The sequence below is a fragment of the Rhizobium etli CFN 42 genome, from assembly GCF_000092045.1.
Classification (GTDB): domain Bacteria; phylum Pseudomonadota; class Alphaproteobacteria; order Rhizobiales; family Rhizobiaceae; genus Rhizobium; species Rhizobium etli.
The window spans coordinates 204955-230764 of sequence record NC_007765.1 but is presented as its reverse complement, the minus strand read 5'-3'; the positions used below and the strand labels follow the sequence as shown (position 1 = coordinate 230764).

20 protein-coding genes and 3 pseudogenes are annotated in these 25810 nt (G+C 59.4%); 21 read left to right on the top strand and 2 right to left on the bottom strand.

Annotated elements, in window-relative coordinates; translation table 11 throughout:
• The first annotated feature begins 161 nt into the window (after window positions 1-161).
• From RHE_RS25040 to RHE_RS25000, 9 genes are all read left to right on the top strand, one after another.
• Window positions 162-1085 carry an ArsR/SmtB family transcription factor gene (locus RHE_RS25040; RefSeq protein ID WP_011428050.1) on the top strand — a complete coding sequence of 308 codons (924 nt, stop codon included), beginning with the start codon at window positions 162-164 and terminating at the stop codon, window positions 1083-1085.
• 211 nt (window positions 1086-1296) lie between these two features.
• Window positions 1297-2805 carry an arabinosylfuranosidase ArfA gene (gene arfA, locus RHE_RS25035; RefSeq protein WP_011428049.1) on the top strand — a complete coding sequence of 503 codons (1509 nt, stop codon included), beginning with the start codon at window positions 1297-1299 and terminating at the stop codon, window positions 2803-2805.
• Between the two features lie 177 nt (window positions 2806-2982).
• On the top strand, window positions 2983-4887 hold the full coding sequence (locus RHE_RS25030) for an ABC transporter substrate-binding protein (protein WP_011428048.1): 1905 nt from the start codon (window positions 2983-2985) through the stop codon (window positions 4885-4887).
• A 117-nt stretch (window positions 4888-5004) separates the two neighbouring features.
• Window positions 5005-6009 (top strand): ABC transporter permease, encoded by a 1005-nt coding sequence (locus tag RHE_RS25025; protein ID WP_042119874.1) that lies wholly within the window; start codon window positions 5005-5007, stop codon window positions 6007-6009.
• A gap of 2 nt (window positions 6010-6011) precedes the next feature.
• Complete coding sequence (locus RHE_RS25020; protein WP_011428046.1) at window positions 6012-6869, top strand: ABC transporter permease; 858 nt, start codon at window positions 6012-6014, stop codon at window positions 6867-6869.
• Between the two features lies 1 nt (window position 6870).
• Window positions 6871-7860, top strand: a complete 990-nt coding sequence (locus tag RHE_RS25015) for an ABC transporter ATP-binding protein (RefSeq protein WP_011428045.1) — start codon at window positions 6871-6873, stop codon at window positions 7858-7860.
• 47 nt (window positions 7861-7907) lie between these two features.
• A complete protein-coding gene (locus RHE_RS25010) occupies window positions 7908-8663 on the top strand; it encodes an ABC transporter ATP-binding protein (protein WP_011428044.1) in 756 nt (251 codons plus the stop codon).
• 388 nt (window positions 8664-9051) lie between these two features.
• Entirely contained in the window at window positions 9052-11598 is a 2547-nt protein-coding gene (locus tag RHE_RS25005; RefSeq protein ID WP_042119872.1) for an NB-ARC domain-containing protein, read from the top strand.
• 560 nt (window positions 11599-12158) lie between these two features.
• Window positions 12159-12950 (top strand): 8-oxoguanine DNA glycosylase OGG fold protein, encoded by a 792-nt coding sequence (locus tag RHE_RS25000; RefSeq protein WP_157700423.1) that lies wholly within the window; start codon window positions 12159-12161, stop codon window positions 12948-12950.
• A 281-nt stretch (window positions 12951-13231) separates the two neighbouring features.
• Here RHE_RS25000 and RHE_RS24995 read toward each other — a convergent pair whose 3' ends face one another.
• Entirely contained in the window at window positions 13232-14128 is an 897-nt protein-coding gene (locus RHE_RS24995) for a GGDEF domain-containing protein (protein WP_042119869.1), read from the bottom strand.
• A gap of 446 nt (window positions 14129-14574) precedes the next feature.
• On the opposite strand from RHE_RS24995, the pseudogene RHE_RS24990 reads away from it, so the two are divergent.
• Both RHE_RS24990 and RHE_RS34545 read left to right on the top strand, forming a co-directional pair.
• A pseudogene (locus RHE_RS24990) lies at window positions 14575-14865 on the top strand (ATP-binding cassette domain-containing protein); the annotation flags it as partial.
• 187 nt (window positions 14866-15052) lie between these two features.
• Window positions 15053-15315: pseudogene (locus tag RHE_RS34545) on the top strand (adenylate/guanylate cyclase domain-containing protein); the annotation flags it as partial.
• 3 nt (window positions 15316-15318) lie between these two features.
• Here the strand turns inward: RHE_RS34545 and RHE_RS24980 are convergent.
• Window positions 15319-16245 (bottom strand): AraC family transcriptional regulator, encoded by a 927-nt coding sequence (locus RHE_RS24980; RefSeq protein WP_011428041.1) that lies wholly within the window; start codon window positions 16243-16245, stop codon window positions 15319-15321.
• A 243-nt stretch (window positions 16246-16488) separates the two neighbouring features.
• Between RHE_RS24980 and RHE_RS24975 the strand changes: the two genes are divergently transcribed.
• From RHE_RS24975 to RHE_RS24935, 10 genes and pseudogenes are all read left to right on the top strand, one after another.
• Complete coding sequence (locus RHE_RS24975) at window positions 16489-17919, top strand: extracellular solute-binding protein (protein ID WP_011428040.1); 1431 nt, start codon at window positions 16489-16491, stop codon at window positions 17917-17919.
• Window positions 17920-18048: 129 nt separating this feature from the next.
• Window positions 18049-18927: a carbohydrate ABC transporter permease gene (locus tag RHE_RS24970; RefSeq protein WP_011428039.1), complete on the top strand. Its 879-nt coding sequence runs from the start codon at window positions 18049-18051 to the stop codon at window positions 18925-18927.
• Window positions 18924-19757 carry a carbohydrate ABC transporter permease gene (locus RHE_RS24965; protein WP_011428038.1) on the top strand — a complete coding sequence of 278 codons (834 nt, stop codon included), beginning with the start codon at window positions 18924-18926 and terminating at the stop codon, window positions 19755-19757. Before RHE_RS24970 ends, RHE_RS24965 begins: the two co-directional genes overlap by 4 nt.
• A gap of 1 nt (window position 19758) precedes the next feature.
• Entirely contained in the window at window positions 19759-19965 is a 207-nt protein-coding gene (locus RHE_RS24960; RefSeq protein WP_010052171.1) for a DUF2160 family membrane protein, read from the top strand.
• Between the two features lie 4 nt (window positions 19966-19969).
• Window positions 19970-21010, top strand: a complete 1041-nt coding sequence (locus RHE_RS24955; protein ID WP_011428037.1) for an NAD(P)-dependent alcohol dehydrogenase — start codon at window positions 19970-19972, stop codon at window positions 21008-21010.
• 105 nt (window positions 21011-21115) lie between these two features.
• Window positions 21116-21274, top strand: a pseudogene (locus RHE_RS32225) (SDR family oxidoreductase); the annotation flags it as partial.
• A 10-nt stretch (window positions 21275-21284) separates the two neighbouring features.
• Entirely contained in the window at window positions 21285-22355 is a 1071-nt protein-coding gene (locus RHE_RS24950) for an ABC transporter ATP-binding protein (RefSeq protein ID WP_011428036.1), read from the top strand.
• Window positions 22356-22380: 25 nt separating this feature from the next.
• Window positions 22381-23109: an SDR family oxidoreductase gene (locus RHE_RS24945; protein WP_011428035.1), complete on the top strand. Its 729-nt coding sequence runs from the start codon at window positions 22381-22383 to the stop codon at window positions 23107-23109.
• 22 nt (window positions 23110-23131) lie between these two features.
• A complete protein-coding gene (locus RHE_RS24940) occupies window positions 23132-23860 on the top strand; it encodes an SDR family oxidoreductase (protein ID WP_011428034.1) in 729 nt (242 codons plus the stop codon).
• 114 nt (window positions 23861-23974) lie between these two features.
• Window positions 23975-25747 carry an adenylate/guanylate cyclase domain-containing protein gene (locus tag RHE_RS24935; protein ID WP_011428033.1) on the top strand — a complete coding sequence of 591 codons (1773 nt, stop codon included), beginning with the start codon at window positions 23975-23977 and terminating at the stop codon, window positions 25745-25747.
• The last annotated feature ends 63 nt before the right edge of the window (window positions 25748-25810 follow it).

Below are 25810 nucleotides of genomic sequence, written 5' to 3'. Positions count from 1 at the left end.
TAGCGCCCGCTGCGCCGGGATGCCTCCGGGCGCCCTCTCCACCAGGTTGAGGTGGCGTGCTGCGTCGTGTCGTTCCCGCTGATCACATCATTCGGAACTACTCCACTTGATGCATCATAAATTCTGATATACATCAGTACTCCGGAAATTACGGGGAAGTGATGGAACGTTCGTTTTTAACGATTGCCGCCGGCGAAAATAGCGAGGCCATACGGGCCCTGTCGGCGCCGGCGCGAATTGAGATACTCAAGCTGCTTTGCGCCAAGGGGCCTCTCAACATCAACGATATCGCGCAGGCGCTCTCCCTCCCCCAATCCACGGTCGCGACCGGGATCCAGATCCTCGAGGATGCCGGACTGGTCGATTCCAGGCTGGCCAAGGCGCGGAAAGGGAACCAGAAGATCTGCTCGGCGGTCTATAGCGAAATCCTGATCAGCTTCGAGGAAAGTGCCGCCCAGCGCGCCAATAATGTTATCGAAGTCGAGATGCCGGTCGGGCTCTATACCAGTTGCGACGTGCATGCGCCTTGCGGGCTTTGCTCGACCGAGAGCGTCATCGGGCCGCTTGATGTGCCCGATTATTTCCTTGATCCGCAGCGCATGCAGGCCGGACTCGTCTGGTTCGGCCGGGGCTATGTCGAGTACAAATTCCCGAACAATGCCAAGGTGTTGAACAAGGACATTCGCGCCATCGAATTTTCACTGGAGCTGTCGTCGGAGGTGCCCGGCACCAATCCGGACTGGCCGTCCGACATCACGCTCTGGGTCAACGGCATGGCGATCGGCACCTGGACGTCGCCCGGTGATTACGGCGACAAGCGCGGCGCCTTCACGCCGGCCTGGTGGAAGCTCGAAGGGTCGCAATATGGGATGATGAAGACCTGGCGGATCTCGACGCGCGGCACTTTCATCGACGGCGTGGCGGCGTCGAATGTCACGCTCGGCGATCTGGCGCTCGGCCAGCACTCCTCCATCCGCCTGCGTGTCGGCATCGCCGAAAATGCTGGCCATACCGGCGGCGTCAACATCTTCGGCCGCGGCTTTGGCAATCACGGCCGCGACATCACCATGCGGCTGCATGTGTGAATTTATAATATCGGATATCCTGATTTAAAAATCGCATTTATTTCGTGCATCAACAGTCGCTAAATTCATTCAAATAGCTGAAACTAAATGATTTTTCTCGATTTTTGCATTAGTATGATTAAATCCGCCTTTCGGTTGACATCACGACATTCCTGATATCAAGTTAAAGGCACGAAAACAAAATTCCTGATACATAAACGGGGAGGATCCGTTGAAGACGAATGTCGTTGCCCACCGCGATTTCCGCATCGCGACCATTGACGCCAGGCTCTACAGCTCGTTTCTCGAGCATCTCGGCAGAGCGATCTACGGCGGCATCTATGAGCCCGGACATCCGACAGCCGATGAAGACGGCTTCCGCCGCGACGTGCTGGATCTGGTGCGTGAGCTCGATACGCGCTACTGCCGTTATCCCGGCGGCAACTTCGTCTCGGCCTATAATTGGGAAGATGGGGTCGGCCCGCGCTCGGAGCGCCCGGTTCGCCTCGACCTCGCCTGGCGCACCCGCGAAGCCAACCAGGTCGGCGTCAACGAATTCGTCGACTGGTGCAAGAAGGCCAATACCAAGCCGATGCTCGCCGTCAATCTCGGCTCGCGCGGCCTCGATGCCGCCCGCAATTTCCTGGAATATTGCAATCATCCCGGCGGCACCTACTGGTCGGACCTGCGCCGCAAGCACGGCTGGTCCAATCCGCATGACGTGAAACTCTGGTGCCTCGGCAACGAGATGGACGGCCCCTGGCAGGTCGGCCACAAATCGGCCTATGAATATGGCCGGCTGGCCGACGAGACGGCGAAGGCCATGCGCGGCTTCGACAAGTCGCTCGAGCTCGTCGTCTGCGGCTCGTCGAACTCCGACATGAAGACCTATCCGCAATGGGAGGCCGAGGTTCTCGACCAGTGCTATGACAGCGCCGACTACATATCGCTGCACATGTATTTCGCCAACCGCGAAAAGAACACGCTGAACTACCTCGCCCGCGCCACAAAGCTCGACCGCTACATCACCACGATCGGCGGCGTGATCGACTACATCAAGGCGAAGAAGCGCTCGAAGAAGACGATCGGCATTTCCTTCGACGAATGGAACGTCTGGTATCATTCCAACCAGCAGGACAAGGAGATCCTGGCGCGCGACGAGTGGCCGGATGCGCCGCATCTGCTCGAGGACGTCTATAATTTCGAGGACGTGCTGCAAGTCGGCGGCATCCTCAACACCTTCATCCGCCGCTCCGACCGGGTGCGCATCGCCTGCATCGCCCAGCTGGTCAACGTCATCGCCCCGATCATGACCGAAGATGGTGGTGCGGCCTGGCGCCAGACGATCTATTATCCCTTCTACTACGCCTCGCGATATGGCCGCGGATCGGCGCTGCAGCTCGTCGTCGACGGCCCGACCTATGACAGCGACGAGGAGAACGAGGTTCCCTATCTCGACGTCTCGGCCGTGCATTCCGAGGATGGCCGGTCGCTGACCTTCTTTGCCGTCAACCGCCATCCGGACACAACGCTCGATCTCGACGTGCGGCTCGAAGGTTTCGGCGGCGCCCGGCTGATCGAGCAGGTGGAGATGACCCATGGCGATCTCGAAGCCGTCAATACGGCGCGGCGGCCGGAGACGGTCGCTCCGGTGCAGGTAGAGAGCGCCAAGATCGAAGACGGACGGGTGCGGGCGGCGCTGAAGCCGCTCTCCTACAACGTCATCCGGCTGTCGGTGTGACAGTCGCCGCCGGGTAAAGACCCGGCTAGAAAATCGGCTCCCTGCGAGGAGGCAGGCAGCCGGAGGATGGTTCTCCGAAGCGCAAGGTCCACAAGCCCGCTTCTGCGAACCGACAACCGCGACATGCCCATGCGTGCCCCAGCGGCCGCCGCATCGTCGCTTACAAGGGAGGAGTTCATGCAAAAGTGGAAGAGGTTTGCATTCGGCTTCGTGCTGGCCACGCTCGGTCTGACCGGTCTGGCCACCGCCGAGGACTACACCTCCTTGCCGCGCAAGGAGACGCTCATCGTTGAAAATCCGGAAGGGACGATCAAGAATCCCGGCTGGTTCAACATCTGGGTCAATGGCGGCGGCGGGGTCTCGACCGGCCTGCAGCAGCTGACCATGGATACGCTCTGGTATATCGACCCCGAACAGGGGCTTGGCGGCGCGGCATGGGACAATTCGCTCGCCGCCGACAAGCCGCAATATAATGCCGACTTCACCGAAATGACCGTGAAACTGCGCAAGGGGCTCTACTGGAGCGACGGTGTGGAATTCACGGCCGACGACGTCGTCTATACCGTCAAGACGCAGATGGACCATCCCGGTATGGTCTGGAGTGCGGCCTTCTCGGTGCAGGTGGCAAGCGTCGAGGCGACCGATCCCCAGACCGTGGTGTTCAAGCTGAAGAAGCCGAATTCGCGCTTCCACGCCATCTTCACCGTGCGCTGGAACGGCGCCTGGATCATGCCGAAGCACGTGTTCGAGAAGGTGGAGGATCCGCTTCGCTACGATTTCGCCAATCCCGTCTCGCTTGGCGCCTACAAGCTGAAGGCCTATGACCCGCAGGGCAAATGGTACACCTGGGAGAAGCGCGACGACTGGCAGCGCACCTCGCTTGCCCGCTTCGGCGAGCCGGCGCCGAAATATGTCACCTACACCGATCCGGGCCCGCCGGATAAGCGGACGATCGCCCAGCTCGAGCACAATCTCGATATCATTCACGACAACACGCCTGAGGGCATGTTCACCCTCAAGGAGAAGTCGAAGACCATCGACACCTGGTTCCCGGGCTTCCCCTTCGCCCATCCGGATCCGACGCTGCCGGCCGTCATCTTCAACACCCAGGAAGCGCCATTCGACAATGCCGACGTGCGCTGGGCGCTGGCGCTGCTGATCGACATCAAGGCCGTCGACATGGCGAGCTACCGTGGGGCGGCGACGCTTTCCGCACTCGGCGTGCCGCCGACGGCGGCCACGATGAAAGACTATCAGGCGCCGATGCAGGATTGGCTGAAGGACTTCGAGATCGATACCGGCAAGAGCAAGATCAAGCCCTATGACCCGACGGTCGGGCAACAGATCGCCGATATCCTGCGCAAGCAGCCGAAGTTCAAGGACCAGATCCCGACCGATCCGGAGGCGATCAGCGGTGCCTTCGGCTACGGCTGGTGGAAGCCCAATCCGAAAGCGGCCGGCGAACTTCTGGAAAAGGCAGGCTTCAAGAAATCCGGCGGCAAATGGCTGACCCCCGATGGACAGCCCTTCAAGATCCGGATGACGGTCGAAGGCGACACGCGATCGGTCTTCACCCGCGCCGGCACTCTGATTGCGCAGCAATGGGCGGCCTTCGGTATCGACGCCAAAGCCGTGCCCGCCGCGAAACTTTGGCAGACGGCGCTGCAGCCCGGCGATTTCCAGGTAGCGATCGCCTGGAGCGTCGAAACCTGGGGCGGCGATCCCGACCTCTCCTTCTTCCTCGACAGCTGGCATTCGCAGTTCGTGGCCAAGAAGGGTGACGTTCAGCCGCCGCGCAACTGGCAGCGCTGGTCCAATCCGGAGCTCGACAAGATCATCGAGAGCATCCGCGGCATCAGCGCCGATGACCCCAAGGGCATGGAGCTCGGCAAGGATTATCTGAAGCTGGTCGCCAAAGAAATGCCGACTATCCCGCTGATGTCCTACAACGTCTTCACATCGATGGATACGACCTATTGGACCGGCTATCCGACGATCAAGGACCCCTATACGGATCCGGTGCCGAACTGGGCGAACTCGAGGCTGATGATGGTCAAGCTGAAGCCGGCTCAACCGAAATAACCCTCCCAACGCCGGCGCGGGAGCCATCGCGCCGGCCCCCTCATCGACGGGCATGAGCCCCAGCTGCCATGCTCGTCGATCCTTTCAAGAAGGGAAGCAGAGAGGAAGCTCCGCCTTATGACGCCTTACCTGATCTTTGTGCTGAAGCGGTTTGGTCAGTTCCTGCTCGTCGTCTTTCTCGGCGTGACGATCACCTTCTTCGTCACCCACCTGACCCCGATCGATCCGGTCGAAGAAAGCATAGGCGCCATCACGCAGATGGGTCAGTCCGACCCGAACGCGATCGAGCTGATGCGCCAGTCGCTGCGCGAGCTCTATGGAATGCAGGGTTCGATCTGGCAGCAATATCTGCATTTCTGGCTGCGGCTTGCGACCGGCGATCTCGGCCCCTCGCTCTCGGCCTTTCCCACCCCCGTTTCGACCATCATCCTGCGGTCGCTGCCCTGGACGATCGGGCTGATGACGGTGTCGACGCTGATCACCTTCGTGCTCGGCAATGCGATCGGCGCGCTTGCCGGCTATTACCGCAAGGACATGGTGCTGAAGGCCGTCAGCCTCGTCTTCATCGCGATGCTGCCCATTCCCTATTACATCCTCGCCTTCGTGCTGCTCATCGTCTTCGGCTTCATCTGGCCGGTGCTGCCGATCAATGGCGGCTATGAGATGAACGCCAATCTCGACCTCTCCTTTGCTCTGGTCACCGACATCCTCAAACACTCCATCCTGCCGGCCCTTTCGCTCATCCTCGTCGGCGCCGGCAGCTGGCTGATCGGCATGCGGGCACTGGTTTCCAACATCATCACCGACGATTACGTCGTCTTTGCCGAGCTCGGCGGCGTGCCGAAGGGCAAGATCCTGCGCTCCTACATCGCCCGCAATGCCATGGTGCCGCAATTCACCGGGCTTGCCATGTCGCTCGGCGCGATTTTCAACGGCACTGTCATCACCGAGATCGTCTTCGGCTATCCCGGCATCGGCAATCTGCTGATCGAAGCGGTGCATGCCGGCGACTACAGCCTGGTGCTCGGCCTCAGCGCGCTGTCGATCGTCGGCGTCGCCGCCGCCGTCTTCATCATCGACGTGCTGAGCCCGCTGATCGATCCGCGCATCAAGGTGGAATAGCCATGTTTACCATCATCCGTGACCTCTCGCGCCACAACATGGAATTCCTCTGTGGCCTGCTGCTCTTCGCCGTGATCGTCGGCCTGGTGATCCTGTCCTATTTCTCGCCCTACGGCGCGACCGACATCTATCTGCTGCCGCCCGATATGCCGCCGGACGGCGAATATTGGCTGGGCACCACATCGCGCGGCCAGGATGTGTTCTGGCAGCTGACGATCGGGCTGCGCAACACGCTCTATTTCGGCATCGGCGTCGCCTTTCTCTCGCGCATCATCTCGCTGGTCGTCGGCCTCGTCGCCGGTTATGCCGGCGGGGCGGTCGACCGGGTGCTGATGGCGATCAACGACAGCGTCATGGTCATCCCGCAATTTCCGCTGCTGATCCTTTTCTATTTCGTGCTGAAGGACAACATGACCTGGATGGCGCTGATAGTCATCATGGCCTCGCTCGGCTGGTCCTATGATGCGCGGCTGATCCGCTCGGTGGCGCTCGGCCTGAAGACCAGGCCGTTCACCACCCAGAGCGTCTATTCCGGCATGACGATGCGCAAGATCCTGGTGGAGGAGCACCTGCCCTATGTGCTGCCGATCGTCTTTGCCACGACGATGAACAACATGATCTGGTCGATCGGCATGGAGATCACGCTTTCGGTGCTCGGCTTCACCGATATCGAGACGCCGACCATGGGCATGATGATCTATTGGGCCAATGCGCATTCGGCGCTGATTTCGGGCATATGGTGGTGGGTGGCCGCCCCCGTCGCCGTCATCGTCATTCTCTTCCTGGCGCTCTTCCTGCTCTCCATGTCGATGAACGAATACAATGATCCGCGCAGCCGGCTCAACCGGATGGGAAGTTAGCATGGAGAATTTGGTCGAAATCCAGAATCTGAAAGCCTATTACCGCGCCTTCCTCTTCGGCGTCGATCGTGAAGTGCGGGCCGTCGACGACATCAGCCTGACGATCGGCCGCGGCGAGGTCTATGGCGTGGCCGGCGAATCGAGCAGCGGCAAGACGACGCTGATCAAGACGATTGCCGGCGCCATCCGGCCGCCGCTCCGGGTCGTCTCCGGCAATGTCAAATTCCACTTCGGCGGCGGCACCCAGGATCTCTATGCGATGACGCCGGAGGAGCGCGTGGCGCTGCGCTGGAAGCATCTCTCCTATATCATGCAGGGCTCGATGAACGTGCTCAATCCGGTGCGCCGGATCCGCCACTCCTTCACCGATTTCGCCTTCCGCCACATGACGGTGAGCAGACAAATCTTCTTCGAGAAGGTCGCCGCCCACCTGCAGCGGCTGAAGCTCGACCCGCAGCTGCTCGACGCCTATCCGCACGAACTCTCCGGCGGCATGCGCCAGCGCATGACCATCGCGCTCGCCACCATCCTGACGCCGGAATTCATCATCGCCGACGAGCCGACGACGGCGCTCGACGTCATCGTCCAGCGCGACGTGCTGACGATGATCCGCGACATCCAGCGCGAGATGGGCTCATCCTTCCTGTTCGTCACCCATGACATGGGGGTGCATGCGACCGTCTCCGACCGCATCGGCATCGTCTATGCCGGGCGGCTGGTGGAGGAGGCGCCGACGCCCAAGCTCTTCAGCCTGCCGCTCCACCCCTATACGCAGCATCTGGTCGGCAGCCTGCCGAAGATCGGCGACCCCACGACGCGGCCCTCGCTGGAGGGGCGCCCGCCGAACCTCGCCATGCCGCCGGAAGGCTGCCGCTTTCACCCACGCTGTCCGAAACGGATGGATATCTGCTCGCAGAAAGTTCCGCCCATGGTCACCGTCGCGCCCGAGCGGCGGGTGGCGTGTTTTGCGGTTACGGGGGATCAGGTGTGACTCTGCTTAGCCTCTCGCATGTGACGAAAATCTACCGCCAGGGCGGCATGCTCGGCCGGCGGCTGATCACCGCCGTCAAGGATGTCAGCTTCGAACTCGGCGACGAGCCGGAGATCCTCTCGATCGTCGGCGAATCCGGCTCGGGCAAATCGACGGTGGCGGCGATGATCCTCGGCCAGACGCAACCGACGGAAGGCGAGCTGCAATTTGCCGGCAAGACCGTCGCGATCCACAACAGAGCCGAACGCACGGCCTTCATGAAGGAAGTCCAGCCGGTTCTGCAGAACCCGTTCGAAGCCTTCAACCCGCTGAAGCGGGTCGACCGCTATCTCTTCGAGACCGCCCGCAATTTCTCGGCGGGAAAACGGCCGGACCGGCGCGAGGCCGAGAAGATGGCCGATACCGCCCTCCATCATGTCGGCCTCACCCTGGAAGAGGTGAAGGGCCGCTTCCCCCACGAACTCTCCGGCGGCCAGCTGCAGCGCGTCGCCATCGCCCGCGCGCTGATCCCCGAGCCGCGCCTGCTGGTGGCCGACGAACCGGTCTCCATGGTCGACGCGTCGCTGCGCATGGCCATCGTCAACCTCTTCGGCCGGCTGAAGAGCGAGCTTGGGCTCTCGATCATCTACATCACGCACGATCTGGCGACGGCTTATTACGTCAGCGATAATATTATCATCATGCGCAAAGGTGAGATTGTTGAAAGGGGGCGGGCGCGGGCGGTGTTGGACGATCCGCAGCATGAGTATTCGCGGGCGCTGAAGGATGCGGTGTTGGCGGCGGATTTTAGTACGGTGGGGTGAGTGGGTGGGTGTGGCGGTAGCTCGGCTCGGTCACTTGGCTTGCCTGACGGAGATGGTGCTCATCCGCTCAATTCAGCTGACGATCGGTCGGCAATCGGCGCGTTCGCGAGCGTGGGCTAGAGAATCAGGGCCCCGCCCATGATAACCTGCGCAAGATTGTATTTTCCGCACGCTGCGATCACTCCAGCGTATTTCAACGATTGGACCGTTCGAGACGGTGTCAATCGAGACGACCGCGCGGTGGCTTCGACGAGGCCTGGGGCATTGAACAATTCTGTGCGGTTGCCCCTAATATCCTGTGGATTATTCGATCGCAGATTGCTTGGCGGCTAACCAATACACAACCGCCTGCTGTATAGTACAATCTTGGACGCGCGGGGAGGTCCTGTTGTCAAGCTATCAGCGAGTAGCTCTATTCATCTTTTTTGACTCGATTGAAAAAGATCTAGTGACGCACATTCGTTCTCTGGCCGGTCTCGTAACAACTGGCTTCTTAAGTGCGCAAGAACGCGACAAAGCTGCTCAACGAGCTGAGAAGTCGGACGAGCCAGGAACTGTCGCGAAGGACGATTTCGAACTTCTATATCAGTTGGATTTGGGCGACAAAATAGCAATAGCGCAACGTCTTAAGCAGCATTTTGGAGACGCATTTCGGAAGCACTTTTCTGCGAAAGCAGCGTCGTTGCAAGCGGCTGTACCCGTTCGCAACTCGGTGATGCACGGCCGGCCTCTAACTGTTGAAGAACATGCGACGGCGTTTGCGTTAGCCAATGACCTAGTCAAGAGCAACGGTTTCTGGCCTGTTCTGCACAAAGCTCTTGTCGACTACAACACTGATCCAGAAGCTATCACCCGGCGAGCGGTCAGCTTCCTCGAGCACCCAAGCGAAGGAGGTATTTTTCACAATCTACCTCTCCCCGATTATGACGATACAGGGTTTGTTCCGAGACCACAGCTTGAACAAGAACTGAAGAAAAAGATCCTGAGCCGGCATCCGGTCGTTACTGTGCTGGGCGACGGCGGCAATGGCAAGACGGCTCTCACGGTTCAAGCACTCTATAGCCTGGTCAATTCGGGTGATCACGACTTTGACGCGATTGTTTGGGTTTCAGCGAAATCGTCCAAGTTAACCGTGGGCGAAATCCAGAGAATTGAACACGCGATAACGACTTCAATGGGCCTTTTCGAAGAAGTAGTGGGGATATTTGAGGAAGATAAGTCCAATCCTATGTCGCGCGTGCGACAGCTACTGGAAAATAACAAGATCCTCCTCGCAATAGATAATTTGGAAACGGTCCTCGACGATACCATTCGTGATTTCGTGTCGGACATACCAGGGCAAAGTAAAGTTGTCCTGACATCTCGCATTCCCGTCGGCGGCGATTTGACGGTAGAGGTCAAACCGTTAACCGATAATGAGGGAGAGATCTATCTTCGCGCACTGATCAAATCATACAGCATAAAGACATTATCGTCGCTGCGGCAGGACGAGCTGCGTTACTTCGCCAGTAGACTGGAGCGGAGGCCGCTTCTATTGAAATGGTTTTGTATGGGCGTGATAGCAGGGTTGCCTGCCAGCAAAATCGTAAGCAATCCTGAGATGGCGCTCAGATTTTGTCTTGAGAACGTCTTCGACGCACTAAGCCCTGACGCGACAATGACATTGTCACTGATGTCGATCCTGCCAAGAGCCGTTTCGCTGGGGGTCTTACATTACGTCTCTTCGACAGACATCCGCAAGTTAGAGGCCGGGGTAGCCGAGCTCCTGAAGTTCTCTATCTTAGAGACCGAAAATCAGAGCGGCTATGAGTTGAACTATCGGATCAAGCCCTTTGCTCGCGCCTACGTAGCGCGCATCCTGCGTTTGACAGCGGAGGCTCAGGAGGCAGTAATACGAAAATTTCGGGGACTTAGTTTTGCATATCAAGCAGAACGAGGAGCCGAAGGCCAAGAAAAGTATAATTTCAGAAATTTCACAGTTCGTTCGATATCCGAGGCACTAGCCGCAGGAAAGCTGCGTGAAGCTGTTAAACTTGCTTACAATGATGAATTTGAAGCGGCTAACGCGATTATCGACACCCTGAAAGTTTCTAATCACGATTATTTTGAAGTCTTTCGTACGGATGCTTTTATTCGATTCCGCCAACATGACTTTGCTGGCGCAACCGACGCCTATCGCTCTGCTCTCGAACTGTCGCCGGAGACCCCGCAGCTTTATTTCTTCTTCGGCGGCTTCCTGTTACGTGGGTACGGAGATTGCCCGGCCGCGATTGCCCAATTCGAGGAAGCTTTAAAAAGGGACCCGGAGTCGACAGATGTGAAACGCGAATTGGCACGCGCAAAGATGTTCGATTACGATTTCGAAGGAGCTATGAAAATCCTTTCGTTAGAAAGGACGAAACCGCTCTCCAATATGCGAACCCAGCTGATTTTTGCAGACCTACAAACTCAAAACTTCCAGCGAATGATTACCCATAAGTCGGCCGTCGGTATTGATGCCGATCTTGAGGCGCCGTGTTCAGCCTTCGCCGATTTTCTCGTTACCCTTGACCCCCGGATAGTTGATTCCAAGATGACCGAGCATCTAAGAAAAGCTCGGTCGTCGATTGTGCAGGCTCTGCATACTAGAAGCGTTCGTGCCGGTGCCAGGGTTGTTGCCTTATTAGACAAATTAATCGGAGAACTGGAGGCCTCACGTGACGATACTACCGACCACTGCGCGTCAGCGTCCGGTTTGCTTGGCACCCTCAAAGAAAAGGGCCGAAAGCCAAATTTTGGTTTTCTCGTCGACCGGTCGAACCGAGAGTATTTTGTCGCGCGTGCTATGGTTTCAGATTTGGTTTGGGAAGGTTTAGAAGGGGGCAAGATCGCTTCATTCGAAGTAGAACTCGACAATCAGGGTCGCCCGCGCGCTACAAATGTTTATTTAATCTGAGCGTTATATATTCATCCGTTGCCTCGCCGACGTCTGCCCTCGGCTCACTGGACAAGTCCGGGATTATCACAGAGTTCAGATCAATTGCTGAGGGTGAGGTCTTGCGGTCGATCATATGACCGCCACACATACCCCAATTGTTGTCCATGCCGTCTCACGGTCACGCCATTAAGCCGCGATAGCTCCTTTCGTGGGGACGACAAACTTCAACCCGCTTAATCCAATCGAATTTCACGATAGATGCATTGCAATTGCTAACCTTCCAAGATGTACTTTGGATTGAAAGTTGATTCGCTTTAATGAGGAAGCCGTGCAAGCTGTTGGAGTGAGCCAATACAATAGGATGGGTGAAAAGCTGTATTCAGAATTTTTTTCGGTGACGTAGATCTGTCAGGGAAAAAGATCTGGCAGAGTCTCTCTTGGCGTATCAGTGTGAGAGACCGGGTATTGTTGGCAGCATAACGGATTGTCTTCATTTCTGACGAGCAGGTTTTCAGCTCTTCCGGGAAGATGACTCCGACGTTGGTCTCCGATTTCATCCACTTGTTACGGCTTTTAAAATGACCCTCAATCTAGTCGAAAAGCATGTTTTGGTTTTCGCGAAGGCTTATTCGTCGCCCCCTACTTTTGATACTGACGCGGAAGAGGGAGGCAGCCCTGCCCAGTGGTTCGCCGAGGTCAAGGGTTCAGAGCATGGTCTGAGCTGTAAAGATCTAGCTCGCACGACCAACCGGGCGCAACTCCTGGCAATGTCTGCTGACAAAAAGACCTGTATCGACGATCTATGTGTAAGTGTCTTAGCTTGGGGTGGCATGCATCGCGCCAACCGCGACCGCCTCTTTCAACGCAGCGCCGCCCGTTGGTTAGCCGTTGCAAAACGAATCAGGGCTGGCGGTCTCTCGCGCCGTGCGGCTTTCGACGAGTTCGCCAGTCTCAGGGCTGAAAAGAAAGAAAAGGCCATGCTGGGACTGGGACCGGCCTACTTCACGAAACTAATATACTTCCTCATGCCCGAGACACCCGGCAAAGGTTACATTCTTGACCAGTGGGCGGGGCTTTCCATGAACCTGATCGCGGGTGTGAATGTCGTAAAAATGGATGAGACGGTGACCTGGAAAGCAGACGGCAAGACTGTCGAACGAAGGGTCAACTCCCGGGTAAGCGACGTTAATACGGGTGAAGATTATGACAGGTTCTGCAGAGGTCTGGAATTGTTGAGCGCGCGAATGGGTGGCGCGTGGACTCCCGGCCAAGTCGAGCGAGCGCTCATGTCTGAGGGAGGTAGAAGTCCGCAGACGTGGAGAAGTCACGTTGTAGCGGAGAGACTGCGTGCGCTACCGCCATCGTCTTAAGCCCGCGACTGATACTTGAACCCAACCGCGCAGCTTTCGCATGTCCGCATCTCCCCATTTGGGGCGAGGCGAACTAGCCTAAATGCGACTAGGTGAAGTACATGCATCTATTGCGTTTCCTAAATGAACCTGATGAAACCGCTTAGATGTTTAATCCTGGTTGCGGCCTTGGCCGGTGTAACACGCGTCGGCTCCGCCAGCTCAGAGATCTGGCTGCGAGCGAGCATCCGGATGTAGTCGGCATTGTGTCCTGCCTCAGCGGATAAGTCCAAATTGTCGCCCTATGCCGCCCTCACCCTATCCCGCCCGCTCATCTTCGCGTCATACAGCGCCTGATCCGCCCGCCGATAAAGCTCCGACGCACTATCCGTCGGCACACAGGCGGCGATGCCGGCAGAACACGTGTAGCTGAAGTCGGGCGAGTCCGGCAGCGGCCGGGAGAAGCGGATCACCGTCAGCATGCGCTCGACCATGGCAAGGGCGTCTTCCGGGCCGGTGGCCGGCATGACGAGGAGGAATTCTTCGCCGCCGACCCGGCCGAAACAATCGTTGCGGCGGACATTCTGATGGATGCGGTGGGCGAAATCGCGCAGCACGAGATCGCCGGCGTGGTGGCCGAGCCGGTCGTTGATGCGTTTGAAATTGTCGATGTCGAAGACGGCGAGGCAGCCGCTGTTGCCATGCCGGGCGGCTTCAACCATGTCTTCGACGCGCGCCATGACGAAACGGCGGTTGGCAACGCCGGTGAGCTCGTCGGTATAGGAAGCCTTGATTGCCTGGTCGCGATCCTGCCGGACGGTGCGGCCATGGACCTTGAGACGGGTGATGTCGCTGGCGATGCAGAGCATCCAGCCGTTCTTCTGCACCGCCTCGGTCATCCACAGCCAGCGGCCGTCGGCAAGATCCGTCTCAAAGGCGCGATAGCCGATCTTGCCGCGGCGCGACTGGGTGGAGCGCAGCCATTCCTCGAAATCATTCGTGCGGATGACGGTGCCGCGGGCGAGCTCAAAATTGCGCCGCATCAGATCCGGCCAGAGCGGCGTTTCCTCCGGCTCGATGAAATAGGCCGCGCGGAAGGCGCTGTTGGCATAGCGCAGCCGGTCATCGCCATCATAGACCGCCATCAACGTTTCCGTCTGTGCGGAAAGATGGAGAAGCTGTTCGATTGTCTCGTCCATACCGGACCCTGTCTGGTTGCCCTGGCAAGAGATGGCGCAGAAATCCTATGAGAAAAGAGCCGCCCGGCAAGCAAAGGCGCTTGCCGTGATTACGGAAGCGTCAACAGGCAACCATTTCCGCTGGTGATCGGACATCGGCTGCAACCGGATCGGCGCGGAAGGTATCAATGCTGCACGGCTGGTCTCGCCGCCGTGGTGAAACGGCCGCCGTTGCGACCGGCAAGGGCTCGCCGCGGCGCATGCCAGGGAACCGCACAGTTGCCCCGGGCGCGGTAATGCACCTGGAAATTAGTTGACTGCGATAGTCAAGGATTATACGCGCTTCGGCCAGTTTTTGCCAATCCGAAGCGTCAGCATGATCCCCGCCAACCTGGACGAAAATCTACCGCCAGGGCGGCATGCTCGGCCGGCGGCTGATCACCGCCGTCAAGGATGTCAGCTTCTAAATCGGCGGTGAGCCCGAGATCCTCTCGATCCTCGGCGAATCCGGCTCCGGTAAATCGACGGTCGCGGCGATGATCCTCGGCCAGACGGAACCGACGGAAGGCGAGCTGCAATTTGCCGGCAAGACCGTCGCCATCCAGAACAGAGCCGAACGCAAGGCTTTCCTGAAGGAGGTCCAGCCGGTTCTGCAGAACCCCTTCGAAGCCTTCAACCCGCTGAAGCGGGTCGACCGCTACCTCTTCGAGACCGCCCGCAATTTTTCCGCCGGGGACAAACGGCCGGAGCGGCGTCGTCCTTCCCCAAAGCGAACGACAGGTGCTCAAAAAACCTCTCGGCGAGACTGAAAGAGCAGTTAGAGCGAGAGGCCAACAACGTTGGCTGCGTCTAGCTCAATCGCAACCAAGATCGCTCTCCGCACAGGCCAAAACTTCCTTCTTGCCCTCTGCCTCCCTGTCATCCCGAAGGCGAGGAGACGGCGCCATGAGCGAGATCCGAAAGCTGGCTGCAATCATGGACTCACACGTAGTTGGGTAGAGCAGGCTTCCCGGCGCCTGGCGCGGTTGCGGGCGCTGCGCAGCGATCTCATCGATCCGACGATCGCCGTCCATCATGGCCGGGTGGTGAAACGAACCGGCGATGGTGCGCTGGTCGAATTCGGCAGCGTGGTAGACGCCGTGTGTTGCGCCATCGAGGTGCAGAACGGCATGGTGGAGCTCAATGACGGCGTGCCGCAGGACCGTCGCCACTCACTGCACAGGCATATGATCTGTCGCTGTCTGAGTTAACGGAACGGTTCTGCGGTTGGTGGACAGTTTCCGGTATTTTGTCGGTGTCAAGTTATGGTGACGTAGAAACACCCGGTTGAAATTTGACAGATTGCGATAGCCCACCTCGAAGCAGATGTCGGTTATCGGCATAGAGGTATCGGTCAATAGCTGACCCGCCTTCCAGATTCGAAGCTTGTTGACGTGGTCGGTGAAGCTGTGGCCGCTGTTTTTCTTGAAGAATCGCGAGAAGGCGCTGTCGCTCATGCCGACCATGCGCGCCATATCAGGCAACCGAATGTCCTCCGACAGATTGGCGAAGAGATATGCGAAGACCTGTTGCAGGGCTTCCAGCGAACCATAGCTCAGGTCCGGCACATAAGCCTCTGAAGACAGCGTATCGAACTCGTCAGTGTCCCGCAGCAGCGAGAGCAAAGACAGGAAGGTCGAAAGCCGCACCGAGCCGGTCTGGAACTCCATGTCGAGTATCAGCGCCTCCGCCTGTTCCCGCGCCCGGCCCTTGAAGGAGAGCCCCCGCTTTGCGCGGGTAAGAAAGTCACGCAGCCCCGCCAGTTCCGGCAGGAAGGCCGAAGCCTGCTCCAGCTTGGCCGGCGCAAACTGGATGACGATGTCACGTCCTGGAATGCGCTCATTCGGTCCGAGCGGCGTCACCCAGTCGTGCGGCAGGTTGCTGCCGATGACGGAAATATGGCCCGGCGTGAACGCGCCGACGTGATCGCCCGCAAGCAGGACGCCGCTGGCGTTGGGAATATAGTGGATCTCCACCTCCGGGTGGAAATTCCAGACGTTGCGTTCCCACGGATAGTCGTCGCGCCGCCATAGGAACGACTCGTCTGCGCCGGTCAAGACATATTCAAATCTCGCGACGGTCGGCGAAATAACTGACATTGCGGACATCCTCCAGTGCTTCCCGCGATGCTCGTTGCGCTGCCAATCAATATTCGATTGTGCAATGCACACAAAAATTCATGATTATATTCGGCATTTCGCGCATGAGAGTATCAGTATTGCGCAACGGCCGCGCTTGTGTCCATCCGTTCTTTCTACAACTATTGTGGTCCGTTGAGCGTGTCGGAGGAGAGTTTAGCACGCACAACCGGACCGATTTTGCGATCCAAATGGAGGAGAACAATGAACAGTTTCGTCAAAGCCGTGGGCGTCGGCTTCATTTCGCTTGGCCTTTGGAGCTCGACCGCTCTTGCTCAGGATTCCTGGTGGAAAACTGCCGCCCAGCCCTATCAGGGCGCGACCATCCGGGGCATCTCGGAATCGACCCCAGCGTCGAAATATGTCGAGCAGGTGCTCGGTCCCAAGTTCACAGAAGAGACCGGCATCAAGGTCGAATTCGAGGCCACATCCTGGGACCAGATGTACGACAAGGCGATCAAGGACATGGAGGCCAATACCGGCATCTATGACTTCGTCTATATCGAGCAGGACATCGTCTATACGTATCTGGCCCGCAACTTCCTCGTCGATATTACCAAGTCGCTCGCCGACAATGCGAAGATCGCTTCGCCGGACTTCAAGCCGGAGAATTTCACCACTTTCCTGAACTATTTCAAGGATCCGAAGTCGGGCAATGTCATGGGCGTCCCCATGGAAGCATTCATCAAGCCTTACCTCTACCGCAAGGATCTTTTCGATGATCCGGCGATCCAGAAAGCCTACAAGGATTCCACCGGTGCGGATCTGAAGCCCGCGACGACGCATGACGAGTATACCCAGATCGCCAAGTTCTTCACCGAATATGGCGCGGACAAGGAGCTCTGGGGAACCACCGTACAGGCCTCGTCGAGCCACCCCGCCGCCTTCTACGAATTCTTCGAGTCGGTCGCGCCGACCTTCGGCGTTTACAACTGGGGCATCGATGGCAAGACCTTCGCGGCCACCGAAGCGAACGGCGGCCAGATGAACTCCGCCGCCGCGAAGAAGGCGCTCAACTACTGGGTCGGCCTGCTGAAATACGCGCCGCCGGAATCGACGTCTTCCACCTGGGATGAGGTTGCCGGGACATTTGCCGCCGGCCGCGCAGCCCAAGGCCTCGTCTACGGTGAAAATGCTGCGTGGATCGCCACCGACGAAAGCAAATCGACCGTCGTCGGCAAGGTGGGCGTAGCGTTGCCCCCGGTCGAGGCGGGTGTCATGGAAGCAGCCGAATCCGGCAAAGGATATATCGGCTATTACGATGGTGGCGCGTTCGGCATCCCGCATTCGTCCAAGAACAAGGACGCGTCTCTGCTGTTCCTGCAGTATATCGGTCAGGCTTCGGTGCAGACCGACTGGGCGCTGGCCGGCTCCCGCATCGTCATGAACTCGACCTACCACGATCCCAAGATTGTCGATCAGGACAAGAAGATGAACGGCTATTACACGCTGATGCGTGAGGACGGAAAGCTGTTCGCCGGAGCTCCGCCGTTCCCGTTCCACGCGCAAGTTCTGCAGGTCGTCGCGCCGTTCATCTACAAAGCGATCGTCGGGGAGATCAAACCGGACGATGCGCTGGACCAGGCCGCCACGGCAGCCGAAGCTGAACTCGTGAAGCTCGGCTACCGCAAGTAAAAGACCGCCTCCCAAGCGGCTGGCGGTCGCCTTCAGCAAGGTGACCGCCCCTTTCCTGACTGCGGTTTGCGGGCCTGCCCGCGACGCTGCAGGCGAATAAGTGTCAAGGACGATCTGACGGAGCGCAGGATGAGACAATCCAACATCGGATGGCTGTTTCTAACACCAGCCACGCTAATCCTGTTCGTTGTCGGGTTCGTTCCCTTCATCTACATTCTCTATGTCGGCTTCTTCGACTGGAACACCAACGCAGTCGACCCCACCCTGCGCTGGGCAGGCCTTCAGAATTATCGCAGCCTCGTTTTTGACACGACATTCCTGAACTCGCTGGCGCGCACCCTGGTCTTCGCATTCTTCGTCGTCGTGAGCGAACTGTTGTTGGGCTACGTTCTGGCCCGCGCACTGATGGCAGACCGCCTGTGGGGCCGGCAGTTCTTTCGCACGATCCACACGCTGCCGATCGTTGTCGCGCCCATTGCAGTCGGCGCTACCTGGCGGCTGCTTTGCGTTCCGGGCTTCGGCATCGTGCCCTATTACCTGAAACTGTGGTTCGGCATCGACTACAACATCTCGACCAATGCCTATCACGCCTTCGTCACGGCGATCATCATGGACCTGTGGCATTGGACGCCGTTCGTTACGCTGTCGCTCATGGCGGGGCTGACCGCCTTGCCGAAAGAACCGCTCGAACAGGCGCAGATCGACGGCGGCAACAAGCTGCAGATTTTCTGGTACGTGATCGTGCCGATGTTGAAACCGGTGCTGCTGACAACCGTCTTCATCCGGCTGATGGATGCATTGCGCTCGGTCGACGAAATCTGGATGCTGACAAAGGGTGGTCCGGCCGAGTCGACCCGGTTCATCGGCCTTCATATCTGGATCAACGTCTTTCCGAAAACCGATTACGGCTACGGTGCGGCCATGTCGCTGCTGACGCTGTATGTCACGATCGTTCTGAGCTGGCTGCTGTTCGTTGCCATGACCGGCCGCAAGGGAGGTGCACAATGAGACGCTCCGGTATAGCCTCCTTCGTCCTTTGGATATGTCTGACCATTCTGACGCTGCTTCCGGTCTGGTGGATGCTGGTCGTTTCCATGCGCCCCCGCGTGAAGCTTTATTCGAAGTCGTTCCTCATCGACGATCTTTACTGGAACAATTTCCTGGCGGTGCTGAACAGCTCGACCTTCCTGCAGTATCTCTTGAATTCGCTGATCGTGGCGACATCGAACGCAGCGCTGGTCTGCGCGCTCGGCCTGCTCGCGGCGTTCGGGCTGTCGCGTTACAAAATCGGCGGCGGCGACAATGTGTTTTTCTGGTTGATCACCAACCGCATGGCGCCGCCAGCCGTGTTTCTGCTGCCGCTCTTCCTGCTGTTCACCAAGTGGTTCGTGTTCGGCGATTTCATGCTGTTCGACACGAAGATTGGCCTGATCCTGCTCTACTGCGTCTTCAACCTGCCCTTCGCCGTCTGGCTCTTGAAGGGCATGCTCGACGGGATTCCGCTGGAGCTGGACGAAGCGGCGCGGGTCGATGGCGCGACAACCGGCCAGGTGCTGTCCAACGTCATCCTGCCGCTGGCGCGGCCGGGATTGGCCGTCACCTTCATCCTGACCTGGATTTTCGCCTGGAACGAGTACCTGTTCGCAGCCACCCTAACGTCGTCGGCTAACGCCAGGACCGTGACGACAGCGCTCGCTGAATATGTCTCGGTCACCGGAACGAACTGGGGCGAGATGGCGGCGATGGCGTTCCTGACCACGCTCCCGGCCCTGATCGTGCTCGGATTCGTCCAGAAGCACATCGTGACCGGCCTCACGTTCGGCGCATTGAAAGGGTAAGATGATGGCTGGCGTTCAACCCCAGAAAACCCAACGCGACGGATTCCTGCCGATCCGAACCAACGGCTTCGACAGGGGCTTCATCTCGGTCGTGATCCTGATCCTGGTGCATCTTCTATGGATGCGCTTCCTCGAGGGCGTGTTGCCCCTATGGGTGGCGACGGTGCTCTGCCTGGCGCTGGCCGTATTCATTATCCGAAAGGGCTGAAGACATGAGATCGCTCGTCCTCGAACGCAAAGACGAACTGCGCATTCGCGACCTGGACCCGAAGGAGGCGCTCGGTCCGACCGACGTGCGCATTGCCATCAAGACCGTCGGAGTCTGCGGATCGGACGTTCACTATTACACGCACGGCGCGATCGGTCCTTTCGTTGTGCGCGAGCCGATGATCCTCGGCCACGAAGCCGCCGGCATCATTGAAGAGGTCGGCAGCGCGGTGCAGAACCTGAAAGTGGGCGACCGCGTTTGCATGGAGCCCGGCATTCCCGACCCTCAAAGTCGCGCGTCGCGGCTGGGTCTCTACAACCTCGATCCCGCGGTGCGCTTCTGGGCGACGCCGCCGGTGCATGGCGTACTGAGACCGAGCGTGGTCCACCCGGCGGCCTTTACCTTTAAGCTTCCGGACAACGTTTCCTACGCCGCGGGCGCCATGGTCGAGCCGCTGGCTGTAGGCTTTCACGCAGTCTCCAAGGCGAGGCTGACGCCCGGTGCGATCGCGCTGGTTACCGGCGCCGGGCCGATCGGCATGGTGACAGCGATAGCGGCGCTATCGGCTGGCTGCGCCAAAGTTATCGTTACCGACGTTGTCGACGAAAAGCTTGCCGTGGCGCGCAGCCTCGGCCCTGCCATCATCACCGTCAACGTCCGTTCGCAGGACCTGAAGAGCGTCATAGCCCGCGAAACCGACGGCTGGGGCGTCGATGTCGTCTTCGAATGTTCCGGCGCGGCTGAAGTGATCGCAGACACGGCGCAGCATGGTTGCCCCGGCGGCGCCATCGTCCTTGTCGGCATGCCCGTGAAGCCGGTCCCGCTCGATGTCGTCATCGCCCAGACCAAGGAACTGCGCATCGAACACGTATTCCGCTACGCCCATGTCTACCCCCGCATCGTCGCGCTATTGGGATCGAACCAGATCAATGTCGATGCGCTGATCACCGATACCTACGCCTTCGAGGATTCCGTCGAAGCGTTCGATTACGCCGTGCGACCGAAGCCGTCCTCCGTGAAGATCCAGATCGAGCTTGGGAAGTAACATGTTCCTGCGGAAGTTGGAGCTCCGTGGAAGAGTGGCGGTCGTCACCGGCGCGGGGCGCAACATCGGCTATGCCTGCGGGACAAGGACTGGATGCACATGAAGCCGATGAAGCGAATGGGCGACGTCGAGGAAATTGCGTCGGTCGTGCTGTTCCCGGCCTTCGATGCTGCCAGCCTGATGACCGGCAGCATCGTCGTCGCCGATGCAGGATACCTCGTGGTGAAGCTGCCCGGCAGACCCGCCCCGACCACAACTGATTAAGGATTGACACATGGCGACGATCGAACTCGACAAGGTCGACAAGCATTACGGCTCCTATCACGCACTGCGCAACATCTCGTTCGATATAGCCGACGGTGAGTTCGTCGTGCTGGTCGGTCCGTCCGGTTGCGGCAAATCCACGCTGCTGCGGTCGCTTGCCGGCCTCGAGGAGATCACCGGCGGCACGATCAAGCTTGGCGGAAATCGCATCGACAACATCGCCGCCAAGGACCGCGACGTGGCGATGGTGTTCCAGAACTACGCACTTTATCCGCACATGACCGTTCGGGAGAACATGGCCTTCGCACTGAAATTGCGCGGCGAGAATCTTGCGGATCGCAACGCCAAGGTCGACAAGGCTGCCGAGATGCTGCGGCTTACGCCCTATCTCGACCGCTATCCGAAGGCGCTCTCCGGAGGCCAACGGCAGCGTGTTGCCATGGGGCGCGCGATGGTTCGCCGCCCGAAGGCGTTCTTTTTCGACGAGCCGCTGTCAAACCTGGACGCCGCGCTGCGCGTAGACATGCGTTCGGAGATCAAAGCTCTTCACCAGCGCCTCGGCGCTACTTCCGTCTATGTCACGCATGACCAGATTGAAGCCATGACAATGGCGGACCGCATTGTCGTGCTTCGCGACGGCAAGGTGGAGCAGATCGGTGCGCCACTGGAGCTTTACGACAGGCCGGCAAATACCTTCGTCGCCGGCTTCATCGGATCGCCGGCGATGAACATGCTGCCGGCCACCATCGATCTCTCCTTGAACTCGGCGCGGCTCGCTGACGGGTCGGGCCTTCCCCTTCCACAAGGCACGCGGGCAACCAACGGCCAGGAGGTGATATACGGGGTCCGTCCTGACCAGTGGATACTGTCGAACGGCGATGCGGGCGTACCTGCGACTGTCGAGTTGATCGAGCCGACGGGGGCCGAAATTCTGCTCGCAGTCCAATTGGCGGGCAAGCGTGTCCTGTGCGCCTTTCGCGAGCGCCACGCGCTGAAGCCCGGCGACAGGATACGGCTCGACGTCGATCCTGCCGCGGCTCATGTGTTCGACAAGCAAACCGAGCAAAGACTCCCGTTCTGAGCAACAGGCATCGGAAGGATCAACCATGTCCGACTTTACAGGAAAAACGGTAATCATTACCGGTGCTGGCAAGGGCATCGGTCGCGCCTGCGTTGAACTGCTCACCCACCGTGGCGCACGAATAGTAGCCCTGTCGCGTACCCAGGCCGATCTGGATGATCTTGCGGCAAAGTTCGGCGCGACGGTGATATCAGTCGATCTCGCCGACAATGCAGCAGCACGCGCCGCCATGAAGAAGGCGGGACTGGCAGACGCGTTGATCAATTGCGCGGGAACCAATGTGCTTGAGAGCGTCATCGATATGACCGAGGAGGGCTATGAGCAGGTCCTCGGCATCAACCTGCGGGCCGCGCTGATTTGTGCGCAGGAGTTCGCGCGAGCTCGCATTTCAAACGGAGGCGGCGGCACGATCGTGAATGTCACCTCGATCGCCGGACACCGGGGTTTCGTGGATCACATGGCTTACGCCGCTTCGAAGGCGGGACTTGAAGGCGCGACACGTGTCATGGCCAGGGAACTCGGCGCCTATGGAATCCGGGTCAATGCAGTGGCGCCTACGGTGACCATGACGGAGCTTGCCGCCAAGGCGTGGTCCGAGCCTTCCAAACGTGACCCGATGATTGTTCGCCACCCGATGGCGCGTTTTGCAGCGGTCGACGATGTCGCACGCTCGATCGCACTGCTTATGTCAGAGGACGCCCCGATGATCAGCGGCGCAGTCCTGCCAGTCGATGGCGGCTTCCTTGCTGTCTGAAAATCAAGAGCGAGACAAGATGATGACTAAACCACTCGAAGGAAAGATCGCTGCGGTCACCGGCGCAGCTTCCGGTATCGGCCTGGCGACGACCCGTGCCCTGATCGATGCCGGCGCCAAGGTCGTGATGGTCGACTACAACAGACAGGCGCTGGAAACCTATGCTGCCGAGTTCGGCGACGCCGTCGTCATGCAGGTCACCGATCTTCTGGACGCCGCAAGTTGTGCGGCCATGGTGCCGGAAATCCTGGCAAAAGTCGATCATGTCGACATCCTGCACTGCAATGCAGGGTCCTACATCGGCGGGGATCTTATCGATACCGATACCGCGGCAATCGATCGGATGCTGAACCTCAACGTGAACGCCGTCATGAAGAACGTCCGCGACATCGCTCCGCATATGATCGAGCGCGGGACCGGGGACATTTTGGTCACTTGCTCGGTCGCAGGCCATGCGCCGATCCAGTGGGAGCCGGTCTATTCCAGCTCCAAATGGGCGATTACCAGTTTCGTCCAGATCATGCGCCGGCAGTTGAAAAACCACGGCATCAGGGTCAGCCAGGTGTCGCCCGGCCCGGTTGTTTCCGCTCTGCTTGCCGATTGGCCCGCGGAAAACCTTGAGAAGGCAAAAGCCAATGGGAGTTTGATCGAGCCCTCAGAGGTCTCCGATGCCATCATCTTCATGCTGACCCGCCCGCGCAACGTCACGATCCGGGACATGATTGTCCTGCCGACAAATTTCGACGTGTAGGTAAGGAATAGCAAGTCATTGCGGAAGTTCGGTTTCGGGCCCCCTCCGCACCGGCTAAAACTTCTTCCTTGCCTCTTGTCTCCCTGCTATCCTTGGAAGCGAGGAGACGGCGCCATGAGCGAGATCCGAAAGCTGGCTGCAATCCTGGCCGCAGACGTGGTTGGGTACAGCCGGCTTGCCGGCGCCGACGAGGAGCGCATTCTGGCGCGGTTGCGGGCACTGCGCAGCGATCTCATCGATCCGACGATAGCCGTGCACCATGGGCGGGTGGTGAAGCGAACCGGCGATGGTGCGCTGGTCGAGTTCCGCAGCGTGGTGGACGCCGTGCGTTGCGCCATCGAGGTGCAGAACGGCATGGTGGAGCGCAATGACGGCGTGCCGCAGGACCGTCGCATCGAGTTCCGGATGGGCATCCATCTGGGCGACGTTGTCGAGGAAAGCGACGGCGATCTGATGGGCGACGGCGTCAACATCGCCTCGCGATTGGAGGGCGTCGCCGCGGCGGGAGCGATCTGCCTGTCGGAGGATGCCTATCGCCAGGTCAAGGCAAGGCTCGACCTCTCGGTCAGCGATCTCGGCGATACGCATCTCAAGAACATCGCCGAGCCGATCCGGGTCTATTCGCTGCAAGTCGGCAGCGCCGGGACCAAGGCAGCCGCGACCCTGGACACCGCGACGGGCCAACCGCCGGCGGCAGGGCCGCCGAAGCTGTCGATCGCCGTCCTGCCCTTCGTCAATATGAGCGGCGATGCCGAACAGGACTACTTCGCCGACGGCATCTCGGAAGACATCATCACGGCGCTATCGAAGCTGTCGCAGCTCTTCGTCATCGCCCGCAATTCCTCGTTCACTTTCAAGGGCAGGAATGTCCAGGTGCAGGAGGTGGGCGCCAAGCTCGGCGTGCGGCATGTGCTTGAGGGCAGTGTGCGCAAATCGGGGAACAGGGTGCGCATCACCGCGCAGCTGATCGACGCGACCACCGGCGGGCATCTATGGGCGGAGCGGTTCGATCGCGACCTGACCGACATATTCGCGGTTCAGGACGATGTCACGCAGCAGATCGTCGACGCGCTGGCGGTCAGCCTGACGGAGGGCGATCGGAAAAGGCTGGCGCCGGGGCAGACCGGCCATCCAGAGGCGTATGACTGCTTCCTGCGTGGCCGGGAGCTGTGGCACCGGCTGACGAAGCAGACGAACAGCGACGCCCGCGACCTGTTGCAACGGGCCGTCGAACTGGACCCGAACTTCGCCTCGGCGCACGCCTTCCTCGCCCTGACCCACGGGCTCGACTACCTGAACCGGTGGAGCGTCTCGCCGCAGCGCTCGATCGACCAGGCCGAAAAGACTGCGATGCTGGCGGTCGCGCGCGATGACAGCGATCCCGTGGCGCACTGGGCCCTGAGTGTCGTCAGGCTTTACTCACGACAGCACGATAGCGCCATCAGCGAGGCCGAGCGTGCGATCGTCCTTAATCCGAACTTCGCCGAAGGGCAGGTCAGCCTCGGCGAGGCCCTTCTCTATTCAGGCAGATCCGAGGAGGCACTCGCCTGCTTCGACCGGGCAAGGGTCCTGAACCCGTACTTCCCCGATATCGTTCTGCACTTTCAGGCCTGGGCCTGGTTTCAGCTGCGACGGTACGAAGAGGCCGTCGAACTGTTGCGGCAGCGCGTGAGCCGCAATCCCGTCACCGATGTCTCGCGCGCGCTTCTCGCCGCCTGCTACGGTCACCTCGGCCGGCTCGAAGAAGCTCGGGCGACGTGGCAGGAGGTGCTGCGCATCAATCCCGACTTCTCCTTGGAATACCGCCGCAAAGTCTTGCCCTTCAAGAATTCCGCCGATTTCGAGCTCGCCGTAGAGGGGTTACGCAAGGCCGGTATCGTACAATAACGGGTGATGGATGTCCGATCTGGAACCTATAAAAAGAGCGCGATCTCATGCGCGCCTCCCGGT